The organism is Nocardiopsis sp. NPDC007018 (genome assembly GCF_040635075.1).
Classification (GTDB): domain Bacteria; phylum Actinomycetota; class Actinomycetes; order Streptosporangiales; family Streptosporangiaceae; genus Nocardiopsis.
The window spans coordinates 17,204-39,959 of record NZ_JBEYHA010000049.1 but is presented as its reverse complement, the minus strand read 5'-3'; the positions used below and the strand labels follow the sequence as shown (position 1 = coordinate 39,959).

Here is a 22,756-nt window from a genome sequence, read left to right as displayed (position 1 = left end):
GGCCAAGGCATCCGCCGCCAGCGGAAGGGGGGTTGGTCATGACCCGATTATGCCCGAGCCCACCGCCCCATCGCGGTCCACGGCTGCGCGGGGCGGGCTGACCATGGGCGACACGACCCGACGCGTGGTCGTCCTGGGCGCGTCGGGCCTGGTGGGGTCGGCCGTGGCCGCGCGGTACGCGCGGCACGCGGTCGACCTGCGCCTGGTCTCCCGCCGCGTCCCGCCGACGCCCCCGTCCGGCGCCGCCCGGGTGAGCGCGCTGACCGGCGACCTCACCGACCCGGTCTTCGCTGCCCGCGCGGTGGACGGCGCCGACCTGGTGTTCCACCTGGTCTGCCACCGCCTGCCCGGCGGGAGCTGGCAGGTGGGGGAGGACGACCCGGTGGCCGAGGCGGTCAACACGGGCACGGTGCGCTCCGTGGCGGCGGCGTTGGCGCGCCGGGCCGATCGCGCCCCGGACCGGCCCCTCCCGACCGTGGTGCTCGCGGGCTCCTCGACCCAGCCGGAGGACCCCGGTGCCCCCGGGACCACCCCCTACGACCGGCACAAGTCCCGTGCCGAGGGGCTGCTCGCCCGGGCGGAGGCGGCGGGGGAGCTGCGGGCGGTGACCCTGCGGCTGTCCACCGTCTACGGGCCCGCGGCGCCTCCGACGCGGGACCACGGGGTGGTCTCGGCCATGGTCCGCCGGGCGCTGGCCGGTGAGGCGCTGACGGTGTGGGGAGACGGATCGGTGCCGCGCGATCCCCTGCACGTCGCCGACGCCGCCCGGGCCTTCGAGGCGGCGGGCGAGCGTCCCGCCGCCCTGCGCGGCCTTCGCCCGGTGGTCGGATCGGGGCGGCCGGTACGCCTGGACGCGCTGTTCTCCCGCGTCTCCCGGACGGTCGCGGAGGTCACCGGGCGACCACCCGTGCCCGTGGTCCGGGTTCCGCCTCCGGAGGGCGCCTCCGCCGCCGACGCGACCCACGCCCCGGCCGACCCCGGCCCGTTCGCCGGGGCCAGCGGCTGGTCCCCCCGGATCGGGCTGGCGGAGGGGCTCCGGGACACCGTCCTGGGACTGTGGCCGGAGTCCGCCCCCGCCTGACCCCCGGCGGGACCGCCGTGGATCAGACCAGGGTGTCGGCCCCGTCGTCGCTCTCGGAGCGCTCGGCGGGGCCGTCGTCCTCCCGCGTGCGCCGGGGCCTCGGCTCCCGGAACAGCAGCCGGACCACCACACCCACCATGAGCACGCCCAGCAGGAGCATGCCCAGGGCGCCGGGCAGGCGCAAGGCGTCGGGCAGGTACAACGGGAGGTGCCACGACCGCTCCGTCACCCCCACCGCCAACGCCACCAGCGACATCGCCCCCTGGTAGAGGGGCAGCCAGAAGGTGAGGCCCAGGACCGTCATCAGGGCGCCCGCCCCCGAGGACATGGTGTCGAGGTTCTGGCCGACCCTGGCGAACAGGGCCCACTCCTCGTCCTTCTCCTCGGCCCCCGGGGCGTCGTCGGCCCCGGTCTCGGCGCCCGTCCCCGCCGAGGCGTCCCAACCCCAGCGCAGGGTGTTGAGCAGCTCGGGACCCCGGGCCTCAAGCCGCCGGTAGGCGACACGGCCCAGACCCCAGCCGAGCAGGACGCCCTCCAGGACGCCCACGGCCACACCCGACCACATCAGGCCCGGCTGCTCCAGGAAGAAACCGACCGCGGTGATGGCGGCGGGCGGCGCCGCCGTCAGCAGCATCACCGGGAACATCACGTTGAACTGGCCGACCACGTCGCCCGAGTCCAGCGGGTTCCCCCCGTGCCGGTGCGGCTCGGGGCCGGGCGCCGGCCAGGCCACCGCGAACAGCACGCTGAACCCGGCACCGCCGCCGATCAGGGCCGGCATGATCGCGAGTACCCACGGCCACGCCCAGTCCTGCCCGGTGAACAGGACACCGCCGACCGACACCAGGGCGGCGATCGGCACGAACACCAGCAACCACGCGATCTGCCGACCGCGCACGTCGTGCCGCTCGGCGTTGGGCGTGAGGATGGTCTGCCAGAGCGCGGTGCCGTCCAGGGCGTACATGTTGAGCGACATCAGCGCGGCCAGGGCCATGGTGATGAGCCCGGCCAGCGGGATCATGAAGGTGAGGCCGACCAGCAGTCCGAGGGCGCAGATCAGCACACCCGTCCACAGGGCGGTGCGCAGCTCCAGGGCGCGCCTCGGGTCCTGACCCCAGGTACGCAGCTCCCGGCCGACCACCGCGGCGACCGGGCCGGAGGGAAGGAAGCGCTGGACCAGCCCGGTCAGCCCGCGGCCGTGGCGGGCGGGGGTGGTGGTCGGGCTGGTCACCCGCTTGCGGATGAGCGCCGTCCAGACCGCCAGGAGACCGGCGGACACCACGACCAGCGCCGCCAGCGCGCCCAGGGACGCCAGCGCGTCGCCCCGGCCCGCGGCCGACACCGCGAACACGCCCCAGCCCGAGGGCACCGCGAGCAGCACGGTGTCGTAGGGGGCGGGCACGCCCTGGTTCCAGAGCAGGTCGAACACGTCGGTGTACTGCGACACCGCCTGGTAGAGCATGTAGATCGAGAAGCCCGCCGCGAGCACGGCGGCGTTCTGGATCGCGGTGACCTCCACCCCGATCCGGGTGCGCAGCGCCGCCCCGGACAGTGCCGTGACCACCCGGGAGGCCAGGACGAAGAACACCACCTGGACCGGGATCGCGACCAGGGCCACCAGCGCGGCGAGCACGCCGAACCGGATGGCCAGGGTGAACAGCGACAGGGACGCCACCAGCGTGACCGGGACCGTCACGCCCACGAACGACGACGCCAGCAGGCCCAGGGTGACCTTGCGCAGCGGCACCGGCTCCAGGGCGAAGTACTCCGGGCGCAGCGACTGGTCGCCGCCGCCCACTCCGGCGGGCCCCATCACCCAGCCGACGAACCAGACCGCCATCAGGGCGGAGAGCAGGCCGGTGACCGCGGGCAGGGGCGCCAGGACCGAGACGAGCACGGTGAGGATCGCCATGACCAGGCCGATGACGCCGCCGACCGTGCGGCGGGTACCGGACCCGTGCCGCAGGATCGACAGCTTCATCTGGATCATCACGCCAACCACGCGAACCCCCTGACCGGGTCGGGAGCGCCCACCAGCTCGACGAAGGCCTCCTCCAGCCCCGGGTGGTCGCCGCGCACCTTCTCCAGCGGCCCCTCGGCCAGGACCCGGCCGCGCGCGATGACGCCGACGTGGTCACAGATCTGCTCGACCAGGGCCATGACGTGGCTGGAGACGATGACCGAGCCGCCGCCGTCCGTGAAGGAGCGCAGGATGCCCTTGATGACGCTCGCGGAGATCGGGTCGACGGCCTCGAACGGCTCGTCCAGCACCAGCAGGCGCGGGGCGTGCACGAGGGCGCCCGCCAGACCGATCTTCTTCCGCATCCCGGCGGAGTACTCGATGATGAGGGTGTTCTCGGCCTCGGCCAGGCCCAGGCCGTTGAGCAGGTCGTCCACCCGTTCGCCGACCTCGCGCTCGGACAGCCCGCGCAGGCGGCCCAGGTAGCTCAGCATCTCGCGGCCGGTGAGGCGCTCGGGCATGGCCATGCCGTCGGGCAGGACGCCGATCATCGACTTGGCCCGGATCGGGTCCGACCACACGTCGGCCCCGAAGACCCGGGCGCCGCCGCTGTCGGGGCGCAGCAGCCCGACGGCCATGGTCAGCGAAGTGGTCTTGCCCGCGCCGTTCGGGCCGACGAGTCCGTAGAAGGACCCGCTCGGCACGGAGAGACTCACATTGTCGACCGCCTGTTTATCTCCGAACCTCTTATTGAGTTCGTACAACTCGAAGGCCGGTTGTTCGCTGGCCATTTCCCACCCTCTACTGATCGTGCTCTCTGCTTTCTCCGTGAATCTACGCGACAACCACCACGATCATGTCATACGTGATTGACGTATCCCGTTCGACCGCGTTCCGTTGTGTTACGATCGACCAGGGCCTCTATTTCCTTGACGATTTCATTGGGCCCGGGCAGCGCCCGGACTTCGTCCCGCAGGAGCGCGGACTTCTCCGCGAAGGCGGGCTCGTCCAGCAGGCGCCGCACCCCGTCCCGAACTGTCTCCGGGGTCGCCTCGGCGATGGGAATCCCCAGGCCGGAGCCGCCTTCGGAAAGCATCCTGGCCTTGGCCGGAGAATCGAACTGCTGGGCTATCACCAACTGCGGAACCCCCGCCGCCAGCGGAGTATTAGTCGAACCGAAACCCCCGTGGTGGACGACGGCGGAGCATGTCGGAATCAACGCGTGCAAAGGAACGAAGGATTCCACCCGCACATTCGACGGCAGTTCGCCGAGCCCGGACTGTTCGGATTCCGGCACGGTCGCGACGATCTCGGCGTCCAGTCCGGAAAGGGATCGCAGCAGGTCACCGATGGAGACCGAGTACCCGTAATCCCGACCCATCGCGCTGAGACCGAGGGTCAGGCAGACCCGGCGGCGCTCCGGCCGCTCCCACAACCACCGCGGCACCACCGAGCGCCCGTTGTAGGGCACGTAGCGCATCCGCAGGTAGTCGACGTCGGTGTCGGTCGCCATGGAGGGCGGGAACTGGTCCACCGTGAACCGCCCCCGGGTGAGGTCCTCGGAGAACCCGACACCGTAACGGGCGCCCAGACCGGTCAGCCAGTCGGCGAGCGCGTCCGGCCCCGCCGCACCGCCCCGTTCCGCCCGCGCCCGGAGATAGTGCTGACGCAGCCGGGCGAAGTAGTCCACCCCCCACAGCATCCGACCCTGGAGCGCGCCGACGGCCTCCCCCGCGATCGCGCCCGCGAACGTGCGGGGCTCCCACAGCACCAGGTCCGGCCGCCATTCGCGGCAGAACCCCACCAGGTCGTCCACCAGGGCCTCGTTCACCGGACGGAACATCCAGGGGACGATGTTGTCGAACCCGGCCTGGAGCCGGTCCGGGTCCAGCTCGGCCACGGGCGTGTCGCCCTGGTCGAAGGGCGGGAACTGGTCCTCGCGGATGTCGTCCCGGAGCCGCTTGCTGCGACGGACCAGCTTCCACAGGAAGTGGTCCCGCCCGACCGGCACCGAGGTGAGCCCGGCGGCGGTCACGTGGTCGGACAGCTCCGGGTGCGCCGCCACACGGACGTCGTGCCCGGCCGTGCGCAGCGCCCAGGCCAGCGGCACCATCGACTCGAACATGCTCCGCTCGGCGAGCACCGTGAACAGGACTCTCATCGGGACCCCCCGTGCCCGGCCGCGACGAAGTCCCGGACCAGCCGCGCGACCGTGCGCACGTCGTCGTCGGACAGGCCCGGGTGCAGCGGCAGGCAGAGCGTCGAGGCCGCGGCCCGCTCGGCCGCCGGGAAGTCCCCGCCCGCCCCGTACAGTTCCACCCCGTGCAGGGGCGCGTACCGGAACGTCGTGTACACGTCGTTCTCCAACAGGTACTTGGCCAGGCCGTCCCGGTTCCGGGTCTGCACCCAGTAGAAGTAGTGCGAGGACTCGTGCCCCGGCTCGGGGGCGGGCGGCAGGCGCAGCCCCTCGACCCCGGCCAGTTCCCGGTCGTAGAGCGCGACGACCTCCGCCCGCCGACGGATCAGCTCGGGCAGTCGGCGCAGCTGGACCAACCCGATGGCGGCGGTGAGGTCGTTGCCGACGTAGCGGCGCCCCACCTCCTCCACCTGCGGTTCCCACCAGCGGTCCGCGTGCCGCGCGTGGCCCAGACCCGAGGGGTGGGCCAACCCGTGGTAGGCCAGGCGGCGGATGCGCGCCGCCCGATCGGGATCGCGGGCGTGGACCATCCCCCCGTCCCCGGTGACCATCACCTTCATCGCGTCGAAGCTCCACATCGCGAGGTCCCCGAAGGAGCCGACCCGGCGGCCGTCCACGGAGGAGGCGACCGAGCAGGCCGCGTCCTCCAGCAGCGCCACACCCCGGTCGCGGCACAGGTCGGCGATCTCGCGGATCTCGCCCGGATGCCCGCCGTAGTGCAGGACGACCACGGCCCGGGTCGCCTCCCCCAGCGCCTTGCCGACGTCGGCGGCCGTGGGGTTGAGGGTGTACGGGTCCACGTCGCAAAAGACCGGCCTGGCGCCGGTCGCCATCACGGCGTTGGCGGCCGCCACGAAGCTGAGCGTGGGCAGGACGACCTCGTCGCCCGGTCCCAGGTCGAGCGACTCCAGGGCGAGGAACAGTCCGGCGGTCCCCGAGTTGAGGAAGACCGTGTTGGCCGGATCGACCCCCACGTACTCGGCGAAGGCCGCCTCCAGGGCCCGGGTCCGGGGACCGAGGCCCAGCCACCGGTCGTCGACGACCTCTCTGACCGCCGCGATCTCCTCGTCGCCGACCTGCGGCTGGAAGAGGTGGATCATGCTCGGCTCCTTCCTTGGGTGATCAGCGGGGCAGGGTTCCGACGAGCAGCCCGCGGCCGTTCGGCGGGCCCTCCAGGTGCCGCACCTCCAGCCCGGCGCGCCGGAACGCGGCGAAGTGCTCCTCCTTGCTGTACAGGTGCATCTCCTCCACCTCGGTGAACTCGCGGATGCCCGAGGGCTCGGCGATCGTGTAGCGCAGCTCCAGCCGGATGGTGTGCCCGTCCCGCCGAATGGACGACAGGCGGCTGATCACCCGCTCCGGCTCCTCCGCCAGGGCCCCCGCGACCGGGATGTCGACGGCGTTCTCCAGGAACCACCAGGGCTCGGCCACGAACACCCCGCCGGGGGCCAGGTGCGCCACCACGTTGGAGAGGAGGGCCTCCAGCTCCTTGAGGGAACGGGAGTACCCGAGCACGAAGCACAGGCAGGTGATGGCGTCGTAGGTCCGCCCCAGGGCGAAGTCGAACATGTCGCCCGCGTGGATCACGGCGTCCGGGGACTTCGCCATGGCACGGGCCCGCATCGGCTCCGACAGCTCCAGGCCCTCGACGTCGTCGAACTCCCCGCGCAGGCCGACGATGTGGGTGCCGGTGCCGCAGGCGACGTCGAGCACGGACCGGGCCGACGGGTTGAAGCGGCGGATGACCTCGGTGATCTGGTCGGCTTCGGAGACGCGGCCGCGCCCCCGGGCGCGCTGGAGGACGTCGTACACCTCGGCGTGGTCGCCGCTGTACTCGGTCCGGCCCGGCTCGGTCGTCGCGGAGACGGGGGTGGTGGGGGCGGAGGTGGGGGGCTGGGTCACGGTCATGAGCGGTCCTTCACGAATTCGGTGATCGAGGAGATGACGTAGTCGAGCATCACGTCGGACAGACCCGGGTAGACGCCCACCCAGAGGGTCTGCATGGTGATGACGTCGCTGTTCTCCAGCCCGCCGACCACGCGGTACCGCTGGTCGGCGTAGGCCGGGTGGCGGGTGAGGTTGCCCGCGAAGAGCTGCCGTGTGCCGATCCCGCGCGCCTCCAGGTGGGCGACGAACTCGGGACGCCCGAAGGGCGCGTCGGTGTCGACGGTGATGGCGAACCCGAACCAGCTGGGGTCACTGCCGGGGGTGGCCTCGGGGAGGATCAGGTGCGGGACCCCGTCCAGGCCCTCGCGCAGCCGGCGCCAGGCCGCGCGGCGGGCCGCACAGAAGTCGTCGATCTTGCGCAGCTGGGACAGGCCCAGCGCCGCCTGGAGGTCGGTGGCCTTCAGGTTGTAGCCCACGTGGGAGAAGATGTACTTGTGGTCGTAGCCCTGCGGGAGCGTCCCGAGCTGGTACTGGAAGCGCTTGAGGCAGCGGTTGTTCTCCCCGGGCTCGCACCAGCAGTCGCGGCCCCAGTCGCGCAGTGACTCCACGACACGGGCCAGGCGCAGGTTCGAGGTCAGCACGCAGCCGCCCTCGCCCATGGCCAGGTGGTGCGCGGGGTAGAAGCTGACCGTGCTCAGGTCGCCGAAGGTCCCGGTCAGCCGCCCCTCGTAGGTGGAGCCCACCGCGTCGCAGTTGTCCTCCACCAGGTAGAGGCCGTGCTCCTGTGCGAGCTCCGCGATCTCCCGGGCGGGGAACGGGTTGCCCAGGGTGTGGGCCATCATGACGGCCCTCGTGCGGGGTCCGATCGCGGCGCGCACCCGCTCGGCGGTCGTGTTGTAGGTGGCCAGGTCGACGTCCACGAAGACCGGCACGAGCCCGTTCTGGATGATCGGGTTCAGCGTCGTGGGGAACCCCGTGGCGACCGTGATGACCTCGTCACCGGGGCGCAGGGGCTCCTCCAGGGTGTGCGACGTCAGAGCGGTGATCGCCAGGAGGTTGGCGGAGGACCCCGAGTTGGTCAGGTGGGCCTTGCGCCGGTCGCTGTGCTTGGCGAAACGCGACTCGAACCTGCGGGTCAGGGCGCCGCCCGCGATCCTCAGGTCGAGCGCGGCCGCCACCAGCGCGGCCCGGTCCTCCTCGTCGAGGACGGCCCCGGAGGGCCAGATCTCCGTCTCGCCCGGGACGAACTCGCCTCGGGGGGCCTGCTCCCGGTGGTAGGCCCTGACGTCCTCGATGATCCGTTCCCTCAGGTCGCTCATGCTCCCCTGCCCGCCTCTCTGGTCTGTACGTGTGTGCTCGCCCTCTCCCCGTACGCTCCGCGGGGCCGGTGGTCCCGGCCCCGCGGAGGCCCGTCCTCGGGTCCGCCGGTCCTCATCCGCTGATCAGCCCGACACTGGAGACGAACCTGTCCAGCACCCGGCGGTAGTAGTCGGGGGAGAACCCCATGTCCTCCACCTCGGGCACCAGCGCGCGGAGCCGGTCCACGTTCACCTGGTGGCACGAGCCGCCGTCCGCGTACTCCCGCACGACGGACAGCCCCAGACGGTCCTGGAGGTGGTCGACGATCCGGTCGACCGGGACCGACTCCCCCGAGGCGACGTTGACCGTCGTCCCCGTCAACCCCTGGGCCAGCAGGCGGTCGATGACGCGCACCACGTCGTCGACGTCCACCAGGTCCCTGGAGGCACTGCGCTGGACGGTGACCGACCCGCGGCCCATCTGGTCGACGAGGGAGGGCACCAGCTGGTGCGCGGGCTGGCCCGGACCCACCAGGTGGCTCAGGCGCAGGATGAGGTGCGCCGCCCCCGAGGAGCGCAACCGCTCCTCCAGTGCGAGTTTGTGCATGCCGTACGGGCTACAGGGGGTGACGTCGTCGTCCTCCCGGGCGGGCCCCCGGACCCGGCCGTACATGCCGCTCGACGCGGTGGAGAAGAACAGGAGGTGCCTGCCCTCCGCCGCGCACCGGGCGGCGACCGAGTCCAGGAGGTCCCGCTCCCGGGCGAAGTCCGCCTCCGAAACCCCGCTCGCCCAGGAGACCCCCGCGGCCAGCACCACCACGGCGTCCGGGTGGAGGTGACTGATCGGCCGAAGGCTCCGAGCGAGGAAGCCCCTTCCCACGATTTCCATCAGTTGAGTCCCGAAAGTGAGCCGGTTGCCGGTGGGTGGGAACGCGGACGCACCCTAGGCGGGGGCGCTCTCGGGGTCGTGGACGGTGAGGAAGAAGTCGCGGAACTCGGCCAGGGTCTCCCCCTGGAAGGTGCTCATCCCCTCCAGCACCGCGACGTCGTAGACCTCCTCCAGGGCGAGCAGGAGCTGGACGATCCCGAAGGAGTCCAGGTCCTCCATCCGGAGGTCGATGGAGATGTCCTCCCGGTCGGGGTAGAGCTCCCCGAGGATGCTCACGATGTTCTTCTCGACGTCTTCCTTGACGGCCACGGAGGCCCCCTTCGTTCGTTGGTGTGATGTGACTGCCGAGCGGGCCCCGAGGGGCTACCGCGCGTCGACGGACTTCTTCAGCGGTTCCCACCAGCCGCGGTTCTCCTCGTACCAGCGCACGGTGCGGTCGAGCCCCTCGCGGAAGCCCACCCTCGGTGCGTAGCCGAGCTCGTCCCGCAGGCGGGTGGTGTCCACCGAGTAGCGGCGGTCGTGCCCCTTGCGGTCCTCGACGTGGGTGACCGCCGACCAGTCGTTGCCGGTCAGCTCCAGCAGCAGCTCCGTGATCTGGAGGTTGCTGCACTCGTCCTCGCCGCCGATGTTGTAGGTCCGCCCCGGCTCCCCCCGCTCGGCGACCAGGGACAGGCCCAGGCAGTGGTCGTCGACGTGAATCCAGTTGCGGACGTTGCGGCCGTCCCCGTACAGCGGCACCTGGACCCCGTCGGAGAGGTTGGTGACGAAGAGCGGGATGAGCTTCTCCGGGAACTGGTACGGCCCGTAGGTGTTGGTCGCCCGGGCCACCACCACCGGGAGCCCGTGGGTCTGGTGGAAGGCGCGTGCCATGAGCTCCGCCGACGCCTTGGACGCCGAGTACGGGGAGTTGGGCAGCAGGGGGTCGGACTCCACGCTGGACCCGGTGGGGACGGAACCGTACACCTCGTCGGTGGACACCAGGACGAAGCGCTCGACCCCTGCCGCCACGGCGGCGTCCAGGAGGGTGTGGGTACCGACCACGTTGGTGGTGACGAAGTCGCCGCCGTCCGCGATCGAACGGTCGACGTGCGACTCCGCCGCGAAGTGGAGGACGTGCGTGACTCCCTCCATGGCCTCGCGGACGGTGTCCGCGTCCCGGATGTCCCCCCGGACGAAGGTCAGCTCCGGACGGTCGGCGACCGTGGCCAGGTTGTCGAGGTTGCCCGCGTAGGTGAGCGCGTCCAGAACGCGCACCGGCGCCCCCTCGAAGAAGGGATAGGCCCCGGTCAGGGCTCTGCGGACGAAGTTCGATCCGATGAACCCGGCGCCGCCGGTCACCAGGACTCGCATGGTCTCTCCTTAGATGCTCTGTCCGGCCAGCCCGGAGACGCTCATGACGTACTTGCCGTACTCGGAGTTGCGCATCCGGCTGCCGAGCTCGTAACACTGCTCGGCGGTGATCCACCCCTGTTCGAGGGCGATCTCCTCCAGGCAGGAGATGTGCAGGCGCTGCTTGGACTCCAGCGCCCGGACGTACTGGATCGCCTCGTTGAGCGACTCGGTGGTGCCCGCGTCGAGCCAGGAGCAGCCCCGGCCCAACACGATGAGGTCGACCTCCTTCTCCTCCAGGTAGATGCGGTTGACGTCGGTGACCTCCAGCTCGCCCCGCGACGAGGGGCGGATGCGCTTGGCGGTGTCGACGACGTCGGCGTCGTAGAAGTACAGGCCGGTGACGGCGATGTCCGACTCCGGGTGCTCCGGCTTCTCCACGAGGGAGACCAGTCGGCCGTCGGCGTCGCGCTCGGCGACGGCGAAGCGCTCGGGGTCGGGCACCCGGTAGCCGAAGAGCGTGCAGCCCTTCTCGTTGTTCCTGGCCTCGGCCAGGGCGCTGGGCAGGAACGGGCCGTGGAAGATGTTGTCGCCCAGAATCAGGGCCACGGGGTCCCCAGCGATGAAGTCCTCGCCGACCAGGAAGGCGTCGGCGATGCCCCGGGGTTCGGGCTGCTCGGCGTAGGACAGCGAGATCCCCAGCCGCGACCCGTCGCCCAGCAGGGAGCGCATGGCGGGCAGCGCCTCGGGGGTCGAGATGACGAGGATCTCGGTGATGCCCGCCTGCATGAGCACGGACAACGGGTAGTAGATCATCGGCTTGTCGTAGACCGGCAGCAGCTGTTTCGACGTCGCCAGCGTCAGGGGGTGGAGCCTGCTCCCCCCGCCTCCGGCGAGAACAATTCCTTTCATTCGATCACCCAACCGTCCCTTCGGGGGACATAAAACAGCGTGCGCGCGGCACGCTGTTACGGAGAAGAGGAATCGGGGTCGGTCACGGGGAGCGAACATTGGACTACCGCCCGCCCGGCCAATTGCAAGGGCATTGAGCCCCCGTCCCACACATGTCTACAGTGAGGGAGCAAAGCAGACAATACCCCAGATAATGTCTCGCCAGCGGGACAGCCATAAAAACCCCGCACGACACCGGAAATCAGGTGCCCCCGGCGGGCCCCGAAATCCCCCAAGGAGCGGATATGCGAATTCTCGTCGCCCTCTACGCGGAGAAAACGGCTTTCCACAGCATGGCCCCGCTGGCCTGGGCCCTGCGCAACGCGGGCCACGAGGTGCGGGTCGCCAGCCAGCCGGAACTCACCGGCACCGTCACCGGGACCGGCCTGACCTTCGTCCCCGTCGGCCGCGACCACAGCCTCTGGCGCGTCCTCGGCATGTTCGGGGTGGCCCGCGGCAACCCCGTGGTGCCCCTGGACACGGCCGTGCTGCCCGAGGAGGAGGTCAGCTGGGAGTACCTGCGCGACGGCTACGACAAGCTCGTCCCCTGGTGGTTCTCGATCGTCAACGACCCGATGGTGGACGACCTGGTCGCCGCCTGCCGCGCGTGGCGCCCCGACCTCGTGCTGTGGGACCCCCGCACCTTCGCCGCCCCCGTCGCCGCCACCGCCGTCGGAGCGGTCCACGCCCGCCTGACCTGGGGAATCGATGTCTACGCCAAGGTCAGGCAGATGTTCCTCAAGCGGCAGGACGAACAGCCCGAGGCCGAGCGCCGCGACCCGCTCGCCGCGTGGATCGCCGGGTACGCCGAGGCACACGGCCTCGGGTTCGACGAGGTCATGACCCACGGGCACTTCACCATCGACCAGCTGCCCGCCCCGCTCCGGCTCCGCGCCGACCTCGACTACATGGGCATGCGCTACGTGCCCCACAACGGTCCCGCGGTGGTCCCGCCCTGGCTGTGGGAGCGACCCCGGCGCCCCCGCGTCTGCCTGACCCTGGGCACCAGCGCCACCGGGCGCTCCTACGGCAGGTCCGTGGACGTCGAGGACCTGGTGCGCTCCCTCGCCGAACTGGACGCGGAGATCGTCGCCACCGTCTCCGACCAGGAACGCGAACGGATCGGGACCGTACCCGACAACGTCCGGCTGGAGACCTTCGTCCCGCTCCAGGCCCTGCTCCCGACCTGCTCGGCGGTGGTGCACCACGCGGGCTTCGGTTCGGTCTTCACCGCGCTGGCGGAGGGGGTGCCCCAGGTGCTCGTCCCCCAGCAGTTCGACGCGCGGGCCATCGGCCCCCGCGTCGCCGCCCAGGGCGTGGGCGTCCACGTGCCCAGCGACGAGGCCGACGGACCCCGGGTGCGCGACGCCGTGGCCCGTATCCTGGCCGACCCCTCGTACCGCGAACGGGCCGGCGCCCTGCGGCGGGAGGCCGCCGGGCTCCCCGGCCCCCACGAGATCGTCCCCCGGATCGAATCGGCCGTGCGCGCCCTGCGGGGCTCCACGACGAACCCCGCGACCGGACCCGTTTTCCGGTGAACCCTTGACCGGACATTCCCCGGCGCATAATTTCCCTGTTCGGGGGCCCCACAACCGAAGGGACACCCCCGGAGACCGGGCGACCGGAAACAGGAACCCCCCGAAAGAAAGCTGCTGAGAAATGGCCGACACCACGTCCTGCCGAATCTGTGAAGGAACCGTAGAGGAGTTCTTCGACTTCGGCCGACAGCCACTGTCGAACGCCTTTGTCAAGCCAGGAGAGGAGAAGGACGAGTTCTTCTTCCGCCTCGCCGTCGGCCTCTGCTCCGACTGCCGCATGGTCCAGCTGGTGGAGGAGGTCCCCCGCGAACGCATGTTCAACGAGGACTACCCCTACCTCTCCTCCGGCTCGGTCCTCATGAAGGCCCACTGGGAGGCGGTCGCCCAGCGCTTCGTCGACCGGGAGGACAACCGGGACGACCCCTTCGTGGTCGAGCTGGGCTGCAACGACGGCGTGATGCTGGAGACCGTCGCCAAGGCGGGCGTGCGCCACCTCGGCGTGGAACCCTCCGGCGGGGTCGCCGACCTCGCGGCGGGCAAGGGCGTGCTGGTGCGCAAGGACTTCTTCGAGGAGGACGTGGCCGCGTCGGTCCGCGCCGAGCACGGCCCCGCCGACGTGGTCTTCGCCGCCAACACCCTCTGCCACATCCCCTACATGGGCTCCATCCTGCGCGGCGTCCGCGACCTGCTCGCCCCCAAGGGCGTCTTCGTCTTCGAGGACCCCTACCTCGGCGACATCATGGCCAAGACCTCCTTCGACCAGATCTACGACGAGCACTTCTACTTCTTCGGCGCCCACTCGGTGCGGGCCATGGCCGCCCTGCACGGCCTGGAGCTGGTCGACGTCGAGCGCCTCCCGGTGCACGGCGGCGAGGTCCGGTACACGCTGGCCCTGGCCGGGGCCCTCACCCCCTCGGCGGCCGTCGCCGCTCTGCTGGCCGAGGAGGTGGAGGCCGGGCTCACCGACCTGGAGACCCTGCGCGGGTTCGGCGCCCGGGTCCAGCGGATCAGCGACGACCTGACCGCGCTCCTGACCGACCTGCGCGACCAGGGCAGGCGGGTGGTCGCCTACGGCGCCACCGCCAAGAGCGCCACCATCCTCAACTACAGCGGCATCGGCCCCGACCTCGTGGAGGCGGTCGTGGACACCACCCCCGCCAAGCAGGGCCGTCTCACCCCCGGCTCGCACATCCCGATCGTCCCCGCCGAACGGTTCCAGGACCCCTACCCCGACTACGCGCTGCTCTTCGCCTGGAACCACGCGGAGGAGATCCGCGGCAAGGAGGAGGGGTTCCGCGCCTCGGGCGGCAGGTGGATCACCTACGTGCCCGAGGTGCGGGTGACCTCCGACTGAACCGTCAGGCCAGGCACCACTCCAGGACCGCGACGGCGCTGTTGAACTTGTTCTGGGCCTGCTCGAAGGCGATGCTCGAAGGTCCGTCGAGGACACGGGCGGTCACCTCGTCCCCCCGGTGGGCGGGCAGGTCGTGCAGGAACAGCGCCGCGGGCCACCGGTCCATCAGAGCCGAGTCGACCGTGAACGGGACGAACAGGTCCCGCCAGGTCGGGTCGGCCTTGGTCGTTCCGGTGGTCTGCCAGCGGGTGGTGTAGACGGCGTCCACGTGCCCCGGGAGCTCCTCCATGTCGTGGCGCTCCACGACGGTGGACCCGTGGCGCTCCGCCAGGGCCAGGGACTCTGCCAGCACCACCGGGTCCAGGCCGTGGCCGGGCGGGGTGCGCAGCTCCAGCCGCACGCCCCGGAACAGCGGCAGGGAGCGGGCCAGGGCGACCGCGGTGTTGTTGCCCTCGCCCGCGTAGAGCAGGCTGAGCCCCTCCAACCCCCCGAAACGCGACAGCAGGGTGGTGAGGTCCGCGAGGGCCTGGGTGGGGTGCTCGTCGCTGTTCATCGCGTTGACCACCGCCATGCGCGGCTGGTCCGCGAGCGCCCGCAGCTCGTGGAAGGGGCCCACGGTACGCGCCACCAGCCCGTCGAGCATCCCGGAGAGCACCCGGGCGGTGTCCTCCACGGTCTCCCCGGTGTTGAGCTGGAGGTCGGCGGGGCCGTAGGAGACGACCTGCGCCCCCAGACGCATCGCCGCCGTGGTGAAGGACGTCCGGGTACGGGTGGAGGTCGCCCTGAAGTAGACGCCCACGATCCGGTCGGACAGGGGCCTGCCGCAGACACCGGGGTCTCGGGACACGCTCACGCCACGGCGGGCGATCGCCTCGATCTCGGACACGGAGAGGTCATTCAGGGACAGCAGGTGGCGGATCTCGGGCACGGGGGGCTCCAGGGTCGTGACGGGGGCCGGGGACCGCCCCGGCCGGGATCGGCGCCGGGGGCGGTGCCCCCGGCGGGCGGTCCGGCGCCGTCGTGCGCGGCGCCGGACCGGTTGCGGGATCAGGGAGCGGCGGTGGCGCCGTCCTCGGCGGCGGTACCGCCGAGCACCCGCTCCAGGGTGTCGGCGAGGGCCCCGGCGTGCGGGGGCCGCAGGACGCCCAGGTGGTCTCCGGGGACCCGGAGGACCCGGAGGTCGCCGGTCACCCGCTCGCGCCAGTGCCGCAGGTAGGCGGCGTAGTCCTGACCCTCGATCGCCACGTGGCGCTCCTCGGCCAGTTCGTCGCCCACGAGCAGGTCCAGGTCGCCGTCGAAGGCGGTGAACCGGTAGTCCATGCGCGCCCGCAGGAGGCCGCGCCAGGCGGACAGCCGGGGCAGCCACTCCGGCCCCGCGTCCCGGTCCGTGACGGCGTGGCCGCCGTCGTCCTCCACCACCTCCCGCAGGATCGCGCCGAGTTCGGCGCGCAGGGCGTCGGCGTCCGGGGCACCGGTATCCGGGGCGTCCCGCTCCGGTCGAGGAGTCGAGACGTCGAGAAGTCGACAGATCTCCTCGCCGCGTGTGAGCAGCTCCAGCTCACGGGGCATCGAGAGGTAGCCCTCGTCGGAGACGCCCACCGGGTCGAGCAGGAGCAGGCGTACCTCCTCGCCCTCGTCCCGCAGGGCGCGGGCCATCTCCCAGGCGATCGCCCCGCCGCCGCACCACCCCAGCAGCAGGTGCGGCCCCTCGGGACGCTCGGCCCGCATCGCCGCCAGGTAGCGGGCCGCGATCTCCGGCACGGACTCGCCGGAGGACCACTCGAAGGCGACCAGCTCGCGCCGCCCGGACAGTTCCTCGGCCAGGTGGCGGTACCAGTGCGCGCTACCGCCGCCGGGGTGGACGCAGTACAGCGGCGCGCCGGGTCCCTCGCCGCCGAACCGGACCAGCGGGGACCGCTCGCGCGCCCCCCTGGACTCCGCGACGATGCGGGCGATGGTGCGGTGCTCCACGAAGTCCCGCAGCCCCAGGCCGACCCCGGTGCGCTCGCGCATGGCGGCGATGACCCGCATCATCAGCAGCGAGTGGCCGCCCAGCTCGAAGAAGTCGTCGTCGGCGGACACCCGGTCGATCTCCAGGACCCGCTCCCACTCCCGCGCCAGCGCCTCCTCCAGCCGCCCTCGGGGGGCGACGAAGCGGTCGGACGCGGAGGCGGTGCCGGGGGCGGGCAGCGCCGCGCGGTCCACCTTGCCGTTGAGCGTGGTGGGGAACGCGGCCAGGTGCGTGAACAGGGACGGGACCATGTACTCCGGGAGCGTGCGGGCCGCGTGGGCGCGCAGTTCGGCGGTGGTCGCCTCCCCGCCCTCGGGGACGAGGTAGGCGACCAGGCGGGGGCTGCCGTCCGGCCCAGGGACCGGGTGCACCACGGCCGAACGCACCCGGGGGTGCGCGGCCAGGACGGCCTCGATCTCGCCGGTCTCGATGCGAAAGCCCCGGATCTTGACCTGGTGGTCGTCGCGCCCGAGGATCTCCACCCTGCCGTCGGGGTGGCGTCGACCCAGGTCGCCGGTGAGGTACAGGCGACCGCCCCCGCCCCACGGGTCGGGCACGAACCGCTCGGCGGTCAGCCCCGGGCGCCCGGCGTAACCGTGGGCCAGACCGGCCCCGGCCACGCACACCTGGCCCACCGCGCCGTCCGGGACGGGGGAGAGGTCACCGGACAGGACCAGCACCTCGTCACCGTCCACCGGCTCCCAGTCGAGTGGCTCGCCCGCCCGGCCGTGCCGGGTGACGGCCGACCACACGGTGCTCTCGGTGGGCCCGTACAGGTCCCACAGCTCCCCGGTGCGCCCGCCGATCGCGGCGGCCAGGGCCGGGTCGAGGCGTTCGCCGCCGCAGAGCGCCCGCAGGCCCTCGGGCAGCGGCGCCCCCGAGTCGACCAGGGTCCGCCACTGGGTGGGGGTGGCCTGGAGGACGGTGGCCCGCCCGGCCGTGAGCAGTGCGGACAGCGCCCCCGGGTCGGCGGCCTGCTCCTCGTCGGCGAGCAGGACCCGGCCACCGTGGACCAGCGGCCCGAAGAGCTCCAGCGCGGCGATGTCGAAGGACGGGGTGGTGACCGCCGCGAGGACGTCGTCCGGGCCGAGCCCGGGCCTGCGGCCCATCGCCCGCACCAGGGCCTCCAGCGCCCCGTGCCCGACCACGACGCCCTTGGGCCGCCCCGTGGAACCGGAGGTGTGGATGACGTAGGCGACGTCGTCGGCGCCGACCCGCACCGGCGCGCCGCCGGGGCGGTCGCCCACCTCCTCGGGAAGGACCACCGCCCGGGACAGCGAACGGAACCGTTCGGCCAGCTCGGGAGCGGTGATGACGGCACGGGCGCCGGTGTCCTCCAGAATCCAGGAGATCCGGCCGTCCGGGTGCGCGGCGTCCAGCGGCGCGTAGCCCGCCCCCGCCGCCATGACCCCCAGCAGGGCGGCCACGAGCTCGGCGTCTCGGGGCAGGCACACCGCGACCAGGTCGCCCCGGCCCACCCCCAGCTCCCCGAGGTGGCGGGCCCACGCGAGGGCACGGCCCCACAGGGTCCCGTAGTCGGTGTCGCCGCCGACCGACGTGACCGCGACGGCGCCGGGGCGGCTCGCGGCCAGCGCGGCGACGGACTCCACCACGGACCGCGCGGCCGCCGCGCTCCGGGCTCCGCGCACGGGCGCGGGCACCGGGCAGACGGCCGGGCCCCGCGGGTCGGCCACCACGGACTCCAGGGCCGATCGGTACAGGGCCGCCAGCTGCCGGAGCCGGTCGGGGGACACCCGCGCGGAGCGGGCGGTCAGCACGAGCGCGCCGGGCTCGGTGGTGACGTTGAGCGCGAACTCGTTGGGGCTGGCGTCGTGACCGGCGGCCGTGTCCACCGTCTCGCGGTCCAGGACGTGGAAGTCCAGGTAGTTGAAGACCACGTCCAACAGGCGCTCGGAGCCGCCGTGCTCGCGCTGGATGAGCGGGAGCGGGTAGCGGCGGTGCGGCCAGACCGCGACCTCCTCGGCGAACACGTCGGAGACCGCCGTGAGCCAGTCCGCCCCGGGCGCGAACGACACCAGGGGCACGGTGTTCAGGTACATGCCGCGCACGGTGTCACCGCCCTCGACCTCCGGTCGGCCGTTGCAGACCAGCCCGGTCAGGAAGGGGCCCTCACCGTGCACGGCCCGCCACACGGACAGGTGCGCGGCGAGCAGCACGCTCTTCAGGGACGCCCTGGCCGACAGCGCGACCTCGCGCAGGCCCTCCTCCAGGTCGGCGTAGGGGACGGTCACCTCGTCCTGGCGGGAGTCGTCGGGGTCCCCCCACAGCTCGGGCAGGTCGAGGCGCTCGGCGGCGCCCACCCTCCCCGCCCAGAACCCGCGTTGTCCGGGGTCGGCGGCGCTCAGCCGCTCCTCGGCGACGAAGTCCGCGAACCGGACCCCCGCCGCGACCGACCGGTCCGGGACGCCGCCGCCCCGGATCTCCCGGTAGCAGTCGAGCAGCTCGGTGAGGGTGGAGTTGTGGCTCCAACCGTCCAGGACCGCGTGGCACTCGGTCAGCGTGAGGTACCAGCGGGTGTCGCCGACGACGTGCGCGTGGAACCGGACCAGCGGCGGAACGGCCAGGTCGAAGGGGGTGGTCCGCTCGCGGTCGCCGAACGCGCGCACCAGGGGCACCCGCTCCGGTTCGTCGTGCCCCCGCAGGTCGGTCCAGCCCACGACCGCCTCGGCGCGCTCGTGCACGAGCTGGACCTGCTCGTCGAAGGAGGTGAGGTCGAACGAGGTGCGCAGGACCGGATGCCGGGCCACCACCGTCGCCGCCGCCTCCCGGAGCGCGTGCGGGTCGAAGCCGTCCTCGTCCCGCACCAGGTAGTCGGTCACGTTGTGGTACGGGTTCGCCTCGGAGTCGGCGACCATCTCGAACACCATGCCGGCCTGCGTCATGGACATCGGGTAGGCGTCGGCGGCCCCGAGCGGGACGCGGGCCCGGTCGTCCTCGGACAGCAGGGCGAACGGCGCGGTGCCCGTGACCTCCTCCCGCACGCCGCCGGAGCGGTGGGCGGCGGTCAGCTCCGCGACGCTCTGGTGCAGGAAGAGGTCGGGCACGGAGTAGTCGTGACCCGCCGCCGCGAGCGCCCCGGCGAGGCGCACCGCGCGGATGGAGTCGCCGCCGAGCGCGAAGAAGTTGTCGTGGACCCCCACCTCCGGGACACCGAGGACCCGGGCCCAGACCTCGGCGACCGCCCGCTCCCTCGGAGTGCGCGGCGCCGCGTACTCCGTCTCCTGCGAGGCGCGGGAGAAGTCCGGGGAGGGCAGGGCCCGCTTGTCCACCTTGCCGTTGGCGGTCAGCGGCATGCGCTCCACCTCGACCACCACCGAAGGCACCATGTAGCCGGGCAGGACCCGGGCGGCGTGGGCCCGCACCGACGCGGACGTGGCCCCGCCCGGCTCCGGCTCGACGTACGCCGCCAGTCGGGGATCGCCGTCCCGGTCGTCGACCAGCACCACGGCCTCGGCGACACCGGGCGCGGAGGCCAGGCAGGCCCGGACCTCGCCCAGCTCGATCCGGAAGCCCCGGATCTTCACCTGGTCGTCGAAGCGTCCCAGGAACTCGATCTCGCCGTCGGCCAGCACCCGCGCCTTGTCGCCCGAGCGGTACATGCGCGCACCCGCCGGGCCGAAGGGGTCGGGCACAAACCGCTCGGCGGTGAGCGCCGGACGGTTCAGGTAACCGCGGGTCACCCCCGGCCCGCCCACGTGGATCTCGCCGGGTACCCCTACGGGCACGGGGTTCAGGGCCGGGTCGAGCACGTACAGGGCGAGGTCGTCCACCGGCGGTCCGACCGGGCTGCGCACCCCGTCCAGGTCACCCGGGGTCAGGGAGCGGTACGTGGTGTGGACGGTGGTCTCGGTGATCCCGTACATGTTGACCACGCGCACCCGGTCGCCGAACCGCCGCCACCAGGGGCGCAGCGACTCCACGTCCAGGGCCTCACCGGCCAGGACCACCGTGTGCAGGCGCAGCCGCGCCATCTCGGGGACGTCCCGCCCGGCCATCTCCACCAGGCCGCGGAAGGCCGTGGGGGTCTGGTTGAGCACGGTGACGCCCTCGTCGACTAGCAGGTCGAGCAGGTCGCGGGGGGAGCGTGTCACCTCCTGCGGGACCACGACGAGGCGGCCGCCGTGCAGCAGCGCGCCCCAGATCTCCCACACCGAGACGTCGAAGGCGAACGAGTGGAAGAGCGGCCACACGTCGCCCGCGTCGAAGCGGTACCGTTCGTCGGTCGAGGTCACGAGGCGGACCACGTTGCCGTGGGTGACCTCGACCCCCTTGGGGCGGCCCGTCGATCCGGAGGTGTAGATGACGTAGGCGCGGTCCCCGGGGTCGGTGTCCACCCGGGGCGCGGTCCGGGGCAGGGACGCGAGGACGCCCTCCTCGTGCGGGGAGTCCAGGACCACCACACGGGGATCGTCCCCGGCGGCGTCCAGGGAGTCGGCCAGCGCCTTCTCCGTGAGCACCACGCGCACGCCCGAGTCGCGCACCATGTAGGCGACGCGATCCGCCGGGTGCACCGGGTCCAGGGGCAGGTACCCGGCACCGGCCTTGAGCACTCCGAGCAGGGCGGGGACGAGTTCCGCGCCACGGTTCAGGTGCACGCCGACCAGGTCCTCCCGCCCCACGCCCTCGCCCAGGAGGCGCCGGGCGATCCGGTTGGCCCTGCCGTCGAGCTCGGCGTAGGTGAGGTGGGCGCCGTCCACGGTGAGGGCCACGGCGTCGGGCGTGAGGGCCGCACGGTCCGCGAAGCGCTCGTGCAGGACGGGCGCGTCCGGAGCCCACGCGCGCGGCCGGTGCAGCACGGCGTCCCGCTCGTCGTCGCCGAGCAGGCCGACCAGGCCCACCGGGGTCCCGGGGTCGGCCGCGACGTTCTCCAGGAACCGCACCAGGTGGGCGGCCATGCGCTCCACCGTGGCCGTGTCGAAGAGGGCGTGCGGGAACGTGACCGTGCCCGTGTACGACCCGTCCGTACCCCGCTCCAGGGCCCAGTTGAGGTCGAGCTTGGCCGCCGAGGACGGGACCGCGACCTCCTCACCGACCAGTGGTCCGGACCGGAACCGGGCGGGCTCCCCGGTCCCCATCACGAACCCCACCTGGTAGAGGGGGTTGCGGGCCAGGTCGCGGTCGGTCACCAGCGCGGTGACGACCCGTTCGAAGGGCACCTCCTGGTGGTCGAAGGCGTCCAGGGCGGTGTCGCGGGTGCGCTCCAGCAGTCCCGCGAAGGACGGGTTGCCGGACAGGTCGGCGCGCAGCGCCAGCATGTTGATGAAGACGCCCACCACGGGTTCCAGCTCGGCGCGCGTGCGCCCCGCCACCGGGGTGCCCACGGCGAAGTCCGCCTGCCCGGAGTAGCGGCCCATCACCGCCTGGAGGGCGGCCAGATAGACCATGAACGGGGTCGCGCCGTGCTCGCGCCCGAGCGCGGCGAGGGTGTCGGCCAGGTCGGCGGGGACCTCGAAGCCGACCGTGGCGCCGTCGGGCTCCCACACCGCGGGACGGCCGCGGTCGGTGGGCAGTTCCAGGGCGGGGAGCCCCGCCAGGCGTTCGCGCCAGTGTTCGGTGCCCGCCCGCGCGCGCTCCTCGAAGGCCTCCGAACGCTGCCAGTGCGCGTAGTCCGCGTACTGGAGCGCCGGGGCGGGGGCGTCCGCGCCGCCGTCGGCGTAGCGCTCGGCGAGGTCGTCCACCAGCAGGCCCACCGACCAGCCGTCGACGGCGACGTGGTGCAGGACCAGCACCAGCAGGTGCTCCTCATCGCCCAACCGCACCAGTCGGGCGCGCCACACCGGGCCGGACTCCAGGTCGAAGGGTTGGCGGAGGTCGAGGCGGACGAGGTCGTCCGCGTAACGGCGGGCGCGCTCCGGCGGCAGGGCGCCCATGTCGTCGAAGGCCACGGGCACGCGGGAGGGCGGGTCGACGACCTGCGTCGGCCGGTTGTCGTCGTCGGTCCCGTAGCGGGTGCGCAGCACCTCGTGCCGCTCCGCGAGCCGGTTCAGCGACGCGGCCAGGCGCTCCCGGTCCAGCGGGCCCCGCAACCGCAGGACCACGGGCACCTGGTAGTCCACGCCCCCGGGGCGCAGGCGGTCCAGGACCCACATGCGCTCCTGGGAGAACGACAGCGGCAGGGGGCGGTCCCGGGGGACGGGCACGACCCCCTCCGGAGCGGGCGCCCCGTTTCGGCGGGAGAGGCGGTCCAGCAGCAGCGCCGCCCCACGCCCGGGGTTCTCGGTTCTCGTGAGCATCGCGCAA

Annotated in this window: 15 protein-coding genes; 3 read left to right on the top strand and 12 right to left on the bottom strand. The window is 72.7% G+C overall.

What is annotated here, in order from left to right; all coding sequences use genetic code 11:
* Window positions 1-49 precede the first annotated feature (49 nt).
* Window positions 50-1,081 (top strand): NAD-dependent epimerase/dehydratase, encoded by a 1,032-nt coding sequence (locus ABZ635_RS21780; protein ID WP_357768210.1) that lies wholly within the window; start codon window positions 50-52, stop codon window positions 1,079-1,081.
* A 22-nt stretch (window positions 1,082-1,103) separates the two neighbouring features.
* On the opposite strand, the gene ABZ635_RS21775 is transcribed toward ABZ635_RS21780, so the two are convergent.
* The 10 genes from ABZ635_RS21775 to rfbA all read right to left on the bottom strand — a co-directional run bounded on the left by ABZ635_RS21775 (window position 1,104) and on the right by rfbA (window position 11,553).
* A complete protein-coding gene (locus tag ABZ635_RS21775; protein ID WP_357768207.1) occupies window positions 1,104-3,071 on the bottom strand; it encodes a hypothetical protein in 1,968 nt (655 codons plus the stop codon).
* Window positions 3,071-3,832 carry an ABC transporter ATP-binding protein gene (locus ABZ635_RS21770; protein WP_357768204.1) on the bottom strand — a complete coding sequence of 254 codons (762 nt, stop codon included), beginning with the start codon at window positions 3,830-3,832 and terminating at the stop codon, window positions 3,071-3,073. Before ABZ635_RS21770 ends, ABZ635_RS21775 begins: the two co-directional genes overlap by 1 nt.
* A 68-nt stretch (window positions 3,833-3,900) precedes the next feature.
* Complete coding sequence (locus tag ABZ635_RS21765; protein WP_357768201.1) at window positions 3,901-5,202, bottom strand: activator-dependent family glycosyltransferase; 1,302 nt, start codon at window positions 5,200-5,202, stop codon at window positions 3,901-3,903.
* Window positions 5,199-6,338: a DegT/DnrJ/EryC1/StrS family aminotransferase gene (locus ABZ635_RS21760; RefSeq protein ID WP_357768198.1), complete on the bottom strand. Its 1,140-nt coding sequence runs from the start codon at window positions 6,336-6,338 to the stop codon at window positions 5,199-5,201. Before ABZ635_RS21760 ends, ABZ635_RS21765 begins: the two co-directional genes overlap by 4 nt.
* Before the next feature lie 22 nt (window positions 6,339-6,360).
* Window positions 6,361-7,146 carry a class I SAM-dependent methyltransferase gene (locus ABZ635_RS21755; RefSeq protein WP_357768195.1) on the bottom strand — a complete coding sequence of 262 codons (786 nt, stop codon included), beginning with the start codon at window positions 7,144-7,146 and terminating at the stop codon, window positions 6,361-6,363.
* Window positions 7,143-8,444, bottom strand: coding sequence for a lipopolysaccharide biosynthesis protein RfbH (rfbH, locus tag ABZ635_RS21750; RefSeq protein ID WP_357768191.1), 1,302 nt, complete (start codon window positions 8,442-8,444; stop codon window positions 7,143-7,145). The genes ABZ635_RS21755 and rfbH overlap by 4 nt, the downstream gene beginning before the upstream one ends.
* Before the next feature lie 112 nt (window positions 8,445-8,556).
* Window positions 8,557-9,312 (bottom strand): NAD-dependent epimerase/dehydratase family protein, encoded by a 756-nt coding sequence (locus tag ABZ635_RS21745; protein WP_357768188.1) that lies wholly within the window; start codon window positions 9,310-9,312, stop codon window positions 8,557-8,559.
* Window positions 9,313-9,366: 54 nt separating this feature from the next.
* Window positions 9,367-9,621, bottom strand: coding sequence for a hypothetical protein (locus tag ABZ635_RS21740; RefSeq protein WP_357768185.1), 255 nt, complete (start codon window positions 9,619-9,621; stop codon window positions 9,367-9,369).
* Window positions 9,622-9,675: 54 nt separating this feature from the next.
* The gene (rfbB, locus tag ABZ635_RS21735) at window positions 9,676-10,662 is read right to left on the bottom strand and encodes a dTDP-glucose 4,6-dehydratase (protein WP_357768182.1); all 987 of its coding nucleotides are present in this window, start codon (window positions 10,660-10,662) and stop codon (window positions 9,676-9,678) included.
* 9 nt (window positions 10,663-10,671) lie between these two features.
* A complete protein-coding gene (gene rfbA, locus ABZ635_RS21730) occupies window positions 10,672-11,553 on the bottom strand; it encodes a glucose-1-phosphate thymidylyltransferase RfbA (protein WP_357768179.1) in 882 nt (293 codons plus the stop codon).
* Window positions 11,554-11,837: 284 nt separating this feature from the next.
* Between rfbA and ABZ635_RS21725 the strand changes: the two genes are divergently transcribed.
* Window positions 11,838-13,130: an activator-dependent family glycosyltransferase gene (locus tag ABZ635_RS21725; RefSeq protein WP_357768176.1), complete on the top strand. Its 1,293-nt coding sequence runs from the start codon at window positions 11,838-11,840 to the stop codon at window positions 13,128-13,130.
* A 121-nt stretch (window positions 13,131-13,251) separates the two neighbouring features.
* Window positions 13,252-14,484, top strand: coding sequence for a class I SAM-dependent methyltransferase (locus tag ABZ635_RS21720; RefSeq protein ID WP_357768173.1), 1,233 nt, complete (start codon window positions 13,252-13,254; stop codon window positions 14,482-14,484).
* Between the two features lie 4 nt (window positions 14,485-14,488).
* Here the strand turns inward: ABZ635_RS21720 and ABZ635_RS21715 are convergent, their stop codons facing one another.
* Window positions 14,489-15,412, bottom strand: a complete 924-nt coding sequence (locus tag ABZ635_RS21715; RefSeq protein WP_357768169.1) for an ornithine carbamoyltransferase — start codon at window positions 15,410-15,412, stop codon at window positions 14,489-14,491.
* A gap of 119 nt (window positions 15,413-15,531) precedes the next feature.
* Window positions 15,532-22,749 (bottom strand): amino acid adenylation domain-containing protein, encoded by a 7,218-nt coding sequence (locus ABZ635_RS21710; RefSeq protein WP_357768165.1) that lies wholly within the window; start codon window positions 22,747-22,749, stop codon window positions 15,532-15,534.
* Window positions 22,750-22,756 lie beyond the last annotated feature (7 nt).